General features: G+C 68.4%; 9 protein-coding genes and 1 pseudogene. 6 read left to right on the forward strand and 4 right to left on the reverse strand.

Translation table 11 applies throughout. From position 1 onward, the window contains the following. Positions 1-202, forward strand: a pseudogene (locus DSP71_RS05555) (phosphosulfolactate phosphohydrolase); the annotation flags it as partial. Positions 203-303: 101 nt separating this feature from the next. Beyond that, the gene (locus DSP71_RS05560; RefSeq protein ID WP_046747333.1) at positions 304-726 is read left to right on the forward strand and encodes a DUF3054 domain-containing protein; all 423 of its coding nucleotides are present in this window, start codon (positions 304-306) and stop codon (positions 724-726) included. A gap of 7 nt (positions 727-733) precedes the next feature. Here the strand turns inward: DSP71_RS05560 and DSP71_RS05565 are convergent, their stop codons facing one another. From DSP71_RS05565 to DSP71_RS05580, 4 genes are all read right to left on the reverse strand, one after another. After that, the gene (locus tag DSP71_RS05565) at positions 734-1,222 is read right to left on the reverse strand and encodes a SprT-like domain-containing protein (RefSeq protein WP_061017169.1); all 489 of its coding nucleotides are present in this window, start codon (positions 1,220-1,222) and stop codon (positions 734-736) included. 46 nt (positions 1,223-1,268) lie between these two features. Then, a complete protein-coding gene (locus DSP71_RS05570; protein ID WP_046747335.1) occupies positions 1,269-1,796 on the reverse strand; it encodes a hypothetical protein in 528 nt (175 codons plus the stop codon). Positions 1,797-1,952: 156 nt separating this feature from the next. Further along, positions 1,953-2,813, reverse strand: coding sequence for a spermidine synthase (locus DSP71_RS05575; RefSeq protein WP_113680585.1), 861 nt, complete (start codon positions 2,811-2,813; stop codon positions 1,953-1,955). A gap of 37 nt (positions 2,814-2,850) precedes the next feature. Next, complete coding sequence (locus DSP71_RS05580) at positions 2,851-4,122, reverse strand: LCP family protein (protein ID WP_113680586.1); 1,272 nt, start codon at positions 4,120-4,122, stop codon at positions 2,851-2,853. A gap of 150 nt (positions 4,123-4,272) precedes the next feature. On the opposite strand from DSP71_RS05580, the gene DSP71_RS05585 reads away from it, so the two are divergent. The 4 genes from DSP71_RS05585 to DSP71_RS05600 all read left to right on the forward strand — a co-directional run. Beyond that, the gene (locus tag DSP71_RS05585) at positions 4,273-5,562 is read left to right on the forward strand and encodes a sugar ABC transporter substrate-binding protein (protein WP_113680587.1); all 1,290 of its coding nucleotides are present in this window, start codon (positions 4,273-4,275) and stop codon (positions 5,560-5,562) included. Between the two features lie 15 nt (positions 5,563-5,577). Beyond that, a complete protein-coding gene (locus DSP71_RS05590; RefSeq protein WP_058630487.1) occupies positions 5,578-6,552 on the forward strand; it encodes a carbohydrate ABC transporter permease in 975 nt (324 codons plus the stop codon). Next, positions 6,549-7,382, forward strand: a complete 834-nt coding sequence (locus tag DSP71_RS05595) for a carbohydrate ABC transporter permease (RefSeq protein WP_017828171.1) — start codon at positions 6,549-6,551, stop codon at positions 7,380-7,382. Before DSP71_RS05590 ends, DSP71_RS05595 begins: the two co-directional genes overlap by 4 nt. Continuing rightward, on the forward strand, positions 7,379-8,852 hold a 1,474-nt coding region (locus tag DSP71_RS05600), incomplete at its 3' end, for a glycoside hydrolase family 3 protein (protein WP_181800674.1). The genes DSP71_RS05595 and DSP71_RS05600, both read left to right, overlap by 4 nt.

The raw sequence follows: 8,852 nt of genomic DNA on the forward strand, positions 1-8,852 counted from the left end.
GGGGTTCCACGCACTCCGCGCCGCCGTGCGGCATATGGTCGGGGCGAGCGGTTCCGGGCGGGAGATCGCGGGCGGCGTCGCGGCGACGGCCCGCATCGAAGCAGCAGGACTGACACCCACCACGGTCGCCGACGCGGCGGTGCTCGACGCGGTCGACGTCGTCCCCGTGCTGCGTGATGGGGTGTTCACCCGCTTCGAGTGATGTCGCCTCGGCCCGTCCGGCGCGATCCTGCCGGCACGCAGATGTGTGCCGGATGCCGCGGGGCAGGCGCCGGTGTGGGCGAGGACACGTAGGGTCGTGTCATGAGGTACCTTCCCGCTGTCGTCGTCGACGTCGTGCTCGTGCTGATCTTCGCGGCGATCGGTCGCGCCTCCCATGACGAGAACCCCGCAGGGTTCCTCCTCACGGCATGGCCGTTCCTGATCGCCCTCCTGGTGGGGCATGCCCTCGCGGCCCTGTTGCCTGGTCGACCCCGCCGCCCCTGGTCATTGCTGTGGGGCGCGGTGGTCTGGATCGTGACGGTCGCCGGTGGCATGCTCATCCGCGTGTTGAGCGGTGATACGGCGGAGGTGCCCTTCATCATCGTCGCGACGCTCGTGCTGGGGGTGTTCCTGGTCGGCTGGCGCGCGATCGCGGCGCTGGTGCGTCGTCGGCGCAGCTCGGCGGAGAGCATCGACGGATCCGCACCGGTCGAGACGGAGGGCGTCGACGACTCCGACAGGTGAGTCGCGGTCAGCGCGGGAGCTGCGCGGCGAGCCGCACGTCGCTCGTGATCTCACGTCGGGTCCAGGCGAACAGGTGCCGGGAGTCGAATGTGCGCGAGCAGCGTGCACACGACGTCGGCCTCGTGGGCCGGCGGTGCCGGTACGTGACGTGCCCGGCGGGGCAGCTGCCCACCCAGGGCGCGAGCTCCACCGCCGTCTCGCCGTGATGGGTGGTGCCGCCGACGTAGCCGAGGTCGCGGGCGACGCGCTTCCAGATCGGTCCGTGGGCGGCTTCGTGGCCGGCGAGGGCGTGCGCGACCTCATGCAGCAGCACCTGGTGGATGTCGTCATCGTCGAAGCGCGCGGCGAGGTAGCGCGACACGGTGATCCGCTTCTTCGTGTAGTCGCACTGACCGGCCCGACGCTTGGCATTGTCGAAGCCGAACGACCAGCTGTCGTCGAGATGCAGCGTGATCAGTGCCTCGCCCCAGACGCGCACACGGTCAAGTTCCGCCATGCGATCAGGCTAAGCCATGCCGGTGACATCGCGGCCGCGCCGGGCCTCAGCCGGGGATGAGCTGCGGTGGGCGCCGACGCTCGACCGCTTCGATCGCCAGGAGCGCGGTCTCGAGCTCGCTGTCTTCGGCCCCGGACTCGCGACGCAGGAACAGCGACTGCTTGAAGCTCTCGCGCGCGGTCTCGTAGTCGCCGGCGTCGTAGGCGTTCTTGCCATGGTGCTGGTACGCGAAGGCCGCGATCGACAGCCACCGCTGGCCCTCGGCCTCGGCGGCGCAGGTCGCGAGCTCCTGTTCCGCTGCGGCGTGCGCACCCCGATACTGCAGGATCGTCGCATGCAGCACGCGTGCGCGAAGCACGTCCTTGCGAGTCCCCGCCATGCGCGCCTGGCGCACCGTCTCGTCCGCCAGCGCGAGCGCCTCATCGAGGCGGTCGAGCACCTTCAGCAGCCACACGCGCTCCAGCAGAGCGGGCAGGCTGCGCTGCGAATCGATCTCCGCGAGACGGGCCTCGCACTCATCGAGATCGACCTTTTCGCGGAGGGTCTCCTGGTCGTATCCCCGGATGAAACTCATTGCTCTCCTTCCGCAGCGTCCCCACCCAGTCTGCCTTCCGTGCGCGGGGTCCACCCGACGGCGCGCCCTGGTCTGCCGCATCCTGATTTCGACACGCCGCCATCGCTTTCCGGGGGCGCCGTCCGAGCCGCTCGCGCGCGGGGAGCGGGCGGTGCGTCAGCGCAGGAACAGCGAGGCGTCCGGCCGCGGTGAGGCGACGGCGTCGGCATCTGTCACGATCCGCGCCCCCTGGATGAAGGCGTCGACCTCGGCGCCCTGAGCGATCTTGGCGGGATGGGGGCCCGCGGCCAGGATGCGCGGCAGCCACTCCGTCGGCAGGGGAGCGGCGGAGGCGGCGATGACGAGATTCCCGAAGCGCCGGCCCTTGAGCACCTGGGTGTCGGCCAGGATGCCGACCTCCGGAAGCACGTCCGCGATCGTCGCGGCCTGGCGGCGGGCGAAAGCGAGTCCCGGCCCGTCGGCGACGTTGACGAGGAGCACCCCGCCCGGGGCCAACAGCTCTGCGAGTTCCCGGTAGAACTCGACGCTGGTGAGATGCGCGGGTGTCTGCGCACCCGAGTAGACATCGGAGACGACGAGGTCGCAGCTCGCGCGGAGCGCGCTCGGCAGCTTGGCGACTCCTTCGCGGGCATCGCCGATCCTGATCCGGATCGGCGCTCCCTTCGGCAACGGGAGGTGTTCGCGCACCAGCTGCGCGAGCGGAGCCTCGAGCTCGATCACCTGTTGACGTGAGCCGGGCCGCGTCGCGTCGATGTAGCGCGGTACGGTCAGCGCGCCGGCCCCGAGGTGCACGGCGGTCAGGGGGCCGGGGGCGAGCTGATCGATGACCGCGCCCATGCGGACGATGTACTCGAAGTGCAGGTGCGTCGGGTCGTCGAGGTCGACATGGGACTGCGGGGTGCCGTCGACGATGAGCTCGAAGCCGCTCGTGAACTCCGAGGGCACGATGCCGGCGATGCCGCCGTGGTCCAGCCGGACCTGGGGATGCTCGGTGTCGCGCGATCTCGTCCGGCCCATGGGCACGAGCCTACGCGCTGCTCAGCGTCTCAGCGGCTCAGCGCTGCTTGCCGTTCGCACACGTCTCCTGATCGACCGTCTGACCGGAGATCGCCGAGTCGAGCGTCGCACGGGGAGACGGCGCGTCCGTGGCAGGAGCATCCGTCGCCGGCGGATCCGTCACCGGAGCCTCGCCTTCCGTGCCCGGCGCAGGTTCGACGAGTTCGACGCCCCCGTTGTTGCTGACGTCGCCGGTGAGCTGCACGGGCTGACCCGCTTTCAGAGCGTCCCAGATGGTCGCGGCGGCCTGCTCGTTCGGGATCACGCGGTCGGAGTCGTCGGGGTCGGCGAAGACCGGGTACTGGAGGAACACGAACTCGGAGAACGGCACGTCCTTGATCGACAGGGCCAGCTGGGCGAGCCGGATGGGGTTTCCCAACTCGACGCTCGGATCGATGTTGTCCACGATGGTGTCGGCGAGCCCCAGCACCTTGCCGGGGTCGGACAGCACCTCGTCGCTCATGATCTTCTTCACGAGGCGGGACATGTACTGCTGCTGGTTCGACACGCGCGCCATGTCGCTCTCATCGCCGACGCCGTGCCGCGTGCGGATGAATTGCAGGGCCTCGTAGCCCGACACGGTGCGCAGACCCGGCTCCCAGTCGAGCGCGGTGTGCCGGTCGCGGATGCCGTCGCCGCCGATGCACACCTCGACGCCGCCGATCGCGTCGGTCACCTCCATCACGCCGTCGAAGTCGATCTTGGCGGCGAAGGGGATCTCGATCCCGGTGAGCTCGGTGACGGTCTTCGCGACGCAAGACATCCCGGCGTTCTGATAGATCGAGTTGATCTGCGTCTTGCGGGTCTCCGAGGCGATCGATCCGTCTTCTCTGGTGCACTCCGGCGTCGGGATCATGAGGTCGCGGGGAAGCGAGACGACGGTGACGTTGCGCGGCTCTGCCGAGACGTGGACCAGGAGGTTCACGTCGTTGAGGATCCCACCGTCGGCCTTCGAGCAGCGCTCGCCCAGCAGACCCGTCGACACGGCACCGCATTCGTCGGTGCCGAGGACGAGGATGCTGAACTCCCCGGGGTAGGCGCTGATGGACGGCGGCTCCACCTCGGGGGCATCCTCCAACGCGACGGCGCCCTCGTTGAAGCGGTTGAAGTAGTCGGTGACGACGAACGCGGCGACCGCGATCGCGGCGACGAGGATGACACCGACGGAGATCCCGGCGATCTTCAGGAATCCTCTGGCGGGCTTCTGAGCGGGGCGTGTCGCGTGGCGAGCGACCGTCGAGCGGTCGTTGTCAGGAGTGCGGCGAACCATCCGGGGAGCCTACCGGGGGAACCTGATGTTACGGCCACATGACGATTGTGAGAGGAACTTGCAGGTAATTAGTTAGTCGTGGATACTTTTTCCTAACCCCCGGTGAGTACCCGATGCTTGCCAGGACTTTTCAAAGAGGAGATCCCCGCAATGCACAAGCGCATTCTCTCGGCTGTGGCGCTCGGCGCCGTGGCCACGCTCGCCCTCGCCGGTTGCGCCGGCGGCAGCGACACCGGCTCCACCGACGGCAAGGGCCAGGAGCTCACCGTCTGGATCATGAAGGGCACCAACCCCGACGCCTCCGCCTTCTACGACAAGGTGTCCGACGCCTTCGAGAAGGAGACCGGCGCGACGGTCAAGATCGAGGAGATCCAGTGGGCCGACGCCCACGACCGCTTCGTGACCTCCATCGCCGGTGGCACGACCCCCGACATCGCCGAGACCGGCACCACCTGGACCGCGGAGTTCGCCGACGCCGGCGCGCTCGAGCCGCTCGATGAGTACGTCGACGCCGAGAAGGGCCTCCGCGACGACCTCGTCGAGGGCCTCGAAGTCGCCGGCACCTACGACGGCGAGCTGTACGGCATGCCGTGGTACGCGGGCGTCCGCTCGCTGGTCTACCGCGCCGACGTGTTCGAGGAGCTCGGTCTCGAGGCTCCGAAGACGTGGGACGACATCGTCGCCGCGGGTGACGCCATCAAGGCGGCCAAGCCCGACATGCTCCCCTTCCCGGTTCCCGGTGACGCCGAGTTCCAGGTCTACCCCTGGGTCTGGGGCGCCGGCGGCGAGATCGCCACGAAGGACGGCAAGACCTGGACCAGCGAGCTGGACAGCACGCAGTCGCAGGCGGGCATCGAGTTCTACACGGGCCTCGCCACCGAGCACGGCTTCTCCTCCGCAGGTGCCACCACCTGGAAGGAGACCGACCTCCGTGACGCGTTCACGCAGGGCAACGTCGCCATGATGCTCTCGGGCTCCTGGACGCCGAAGTCGCTCATCGAGGCGAACCCCGACCTCGAGGGCAAGATCGGCGCAGCCGTCATCCCGGGTGAGGACGGCGGTATCGCTCCGTCCGTGCTCGGCGGATCACACCTCTCCGTGTTCAACACGACCAAGAACGCCGACCTCGCGTGGGAGTTCGTCAAGCTCATGACCACCGGCGAGTTCGCCGAGCAGTGGTCGAACGAGACCGGCTACTTCCCGGGCGTCCAGTCCGCGATGGAAGAGGCGCTGGCCTCGACCGACCCGCTGGTCGCACCGTTCGCCGAGCAGATGGTCGACGGTGGCGCATCCGTCCCGGTCACCCCGAACTTCGGCGCCGTGCAGGCGAAGAAGACGACCAACTCCATGATCCAGGCCATCCTCAGCGGGCAGAAGGACGTCGCGACCGCGACGAAGGACGCCGCCGCCGAGATGACCGAACTCCTCAACCAGAAGTAAGGAAGCATTCCTTCCATGTCGATGGTGCAAGCGCCACTGCCGGCCACGGAAGCGGAGTCCCCCTCCGCTCCCGTGGCCGGCGGCCGGAAGCGACGCGGTCTCTCGATCGTCGCGGCCCGCCCCTGGCTCCTTCTCGCGCCCGGGCTGGCCATCCTCGCGGTGCTCATGCTCTGGCCGCTCATCCAGGTGTTCATCTACTCGCTGCAGGACTACGGTCTGCGCGAGATCAACACCGGGGAGAACAACTGGATCGGTCTCGACAACTACGTCGAGGCGCTCACCAACCCGACTCTCTGGACGGTGGTGCTGCCGAACACCGTCGGGTTCGCCGCCGTGGCCGTGTTCGTCACGGTCGCCGTCGGCACGCTCGTGGCGCTGCTGCTCGCGCGGCTGGGCACCACCTGGCGCGTCATCGTCTCCAGCTGCATCATGGTCGCGTGGGCGATGCCCGCGGTGACCGGCACGTATGTCTGGACCTTCATCTTCGATGCCGACCGCGGCATCTTCAACACCGTCCTGCGCGACCTCGGCCTGATGGACGATCCCGTGAACTGGTTCACGAACCAGTGGTCGTTCTACGCCATCGTGCTCCTCAACGTCGTACACCACGGCTTCCCGTTCGTCGCCATCACGGTGCTCGCCGGCCTGCTGGGCGTCTCGAAGGAGATGCTCGAAGCCGCAGCGCTCGACGGCGCGGGCGCCTGGCGCCGGTTCTGGAAGATCATCTTCCCCACGCTCAAGCCCGTGTTCTCGGTCGTGATCATCCTCTCCACCATCTGGGACTTCAAGGTCTTCGCGCAGGTGTACCTCATGCCCGGTGGTGGCGGTGGCAACCGTCAGGTGCTGAACCTCGGCGTCTGGTCGTACGTGGAGTCCTTCGGCCAGAACCGGTACGGCTTCGGTGCGGCTCTCGCCGTGCTGCTCACGCTGGTGCTGATCGGCATCACGATCGTCTACATCCGCTCCCTCATGAAGGAGGACGAGCTGTGAACCCGCGTCCGAGGCTCCGCTCCCGCATCGGAATCGGGATCGCGGTCGCCGCCGTCCTGATCTTCACCCTCTTCCCCGTCTACTGGATGGTCTCCAGCGCCTTCGACGGCAAGGCGTCCAGCGGTGGACAGTCGCTCCTCCCGCAGGAGTTCACGTGGGACAACTTCGCCTTCGTGCTCACCGACGGCGGATTCGGCACGTACCTGCGCAACTCGGCGATCGTGGCGCTCGTCACGGTGCTCGTGAGCGCTCTGGTGTGCCTGCTCGCCGCGGTCGCGGTTGCACGCTTCAAGTTCAAGTTCCGCACCACGATCCTGATGATGATCCTGATCGTGCAGATGGTGCCGCTCGAAGCGCTCGTCATCCCGCTGTTCCTGCAGGTCAAGAGCCTCGGTCTGCTCAACAGCATCCTCGGCCTGATGGTCGTCTACGTCGCGCTCTCCCTCGCCTTCGGCATCTGGATGCTCCGCGGCTTCGTCGCCGCCGTTCCCGTCGAGCTCGAAGAGGCCGCCTACATCGACGGTGCGAGCTGGTGGCGGATGTTCCGCTCGGTGCTGCTGCCGCTGGTCATGCCGGGCCTCGTCGCCACGAGCATCTTCAGCTTCATCACCGCATGGAACGAGTTCATCTTCGCGATGACCATCCTGGGTGCGCAGACCGACCAGTACACGGTCTCGATCGGTCTGAAGTCGTTCTTCGGCCTGCACTCCAACGACTGGGGCAGCATCATGGCCGCGTCGACCATCATCACGGTGCCCGTCATGATCTTCTTCGTGCTGGTGCAGCGCAAGCTCGCCTCCGGCATGGTGGCAGGAGCGGTGAAGGGATGACCGACGAGCTCGAACGTCTCGCGAACGGCGTGCTGTGGCCGGGCTTCTTCGGCACCGAGGCGCCCGCGTGGCTGCGCGACGAACTGCGTGATGGACTGGCCGGAGTCGTGTACTTCGGGCAGAACGTCGGAGAGGGCCTGCCTGCGTTGAGCGCCCAGATCCTCGACGCGAACCCGAATGCCCTGATCGGCATCGACGAGGAGGGCGGCAGCGTCACCCGGCTCGAGTCCGCCACCGGGTCGACGGTTCCCGGTGCCGCGCAGCTCGGCCTGCTCGACGATCTCGTCGCCTCGGAGGAGACCGGAGCGGAGTTGGCACGTCGTGTGCGTGCGGTCGGCGCCAACGTCGTGCTCGGTCCGGTCGCCGACGTGAACACCGACCCCCGCAACCCGGTCATCGGCGTTCGCGCGTTCGGTGACGACGAGGCGCTCGTCTCCCGGCACGTGGTCGCGACGATCGACGGCATCCAGGACGGCGCGGTCGCGGCGTGCGTGAAGCACTTCCCGGGTCACGGCGACACCCACATGGACTCGCACCACTCGCTTCCCGAGATCACGCTCGACCTCGAGGAGTTCGAGCGTGTGCATCTGGAGCCGTTCCGCGCGGCGATCGATGCGGGCGTCGATGCCGTCATGACCGCTCACATCGTGGTCCCGGCTTGGGGCGAGCAGCCGGCCACCCTCAATCCGCGTGTGCTCGGCATGCTGCGTGACTGGGGCTACGACGGCGTCATCATCACTGATGCTCTCGACATGGCGGCCATCCGCGAGACGGTCGGACTCGGCGGGGGAGCGGCCATGGCCCTCGCCGCCGGAGCCGACCTCCTGTGCATCGGAAACCCTACCAACCCGGGCGATGCGGCTCTGCCCGACCAGGACGAGCAGGACTTCCGCGCGGCGAGAGACGGGATCGTCGCGGCTCTCCGCGACGGCTCGCTCCCGCGTGAGCGCGTCGAGGAGGCAGCAGCCAGGGTCGCTGCGCTCGCGACCAAGCTCCGCTCCGCCGCGGCCGCGGTAGAAGCCACGCAGGAGCCGACAGGCGACTTCGACGCCGCCGGGATCCTGCGCCGAATGGTGACGATCTCCGGAGGTACTCCCGAGGTGTCGACGGAGCTCGCGGTCATCGATGCGCGTCGCCGATCGACACTGGCGGTCGACAGCGCGGGTTCGTACGTCGCGAGTGCGCTCGCGGAGGAGGGCCTGCGCGTGCGTCTCGACGTGGCGTCCGCGCCGCTGTCCGAGCAGGACCGGGTGCTCGACGAGATGGCGGCCGCGGCGGCCACAGCCTCCGCGACGACCGTGCTCTTGATCGACCGGCCGGACACCGACGCCGCGCAGCGGGCACTCGTCGAACGCGCTGCCGTGCGCGATCCGCACGCTGTGGTCGTCAACGTGGGGCTTCCGACGGCGCAGCCGTTGCCCCTGCCGACCGTGGAGGTCGCCGCAGCCAGTAGGCTCGGTGCCCAGACGG

Source organism: Microbacterium sp. H6, from assembly GCF_003314775.1.
In the GTDB taxonomy this organism is placed as follows: domain Bacteria; phylum Actinomycetota; class Actinomycetes; order Actinomycetales; family Microbacteriaceae; genus Microbacterium; species Microbacterium oxydans.

Bases quoted from the DNA above. Each gene is read 5' to 3' on its own strand.
- DSP71_RS05580 (WP_113680586.1), bottom strand. From the start codon at position 4,122: ATGGTTCGCCGCACTCCTGACAACGACCGCTCGACGGTCGCTCGCCAC.
- DSP71_RS05575 (WP_113680585.1), bottom strand. From the start codon at position 2,813: ATGGGCCGGACGAGATCGCGCGACACCGAGCATCCCCAGGTCCGGCTG.
- DSP71_RS05560 (WP_046747333.1), top strand. From the start codon at position 304: ATGAGGTACCTTCCCGCTGTCGTCGTCGACGTCGTGCTCGTGCTGATC.
- DSP71_RS05565 (WP_061017169.1), bottom strand. From the start codon at position 1,222: ATGGCGGAACTTGACCGTGTGCGCGTCTGGGGCGAGGCACTGATCACG.
- DSP71_RS05590 (WP_058630487.1), top strand. From the start codon at position 5,578: ATGTCGATGGTGCAAGCGCCACTGCCGGCCACGGAAGCGGAGTCCCCC.
- DSP71_RS05570 (WP_046747335.1), bottom strand. From the start codon at position 1,796: ATGAGTTTCATCCGGGGATACGACCAGGAGACCCTCCGCGAAAAGGTC.
- DSP71_RS05585 (WP_113680587.1), top strand. From the start codon at position 4,273: ATGCACAAGCGCATTCTCTCGGCTGTGGCGCTCGGCGCCGTGGCCACG.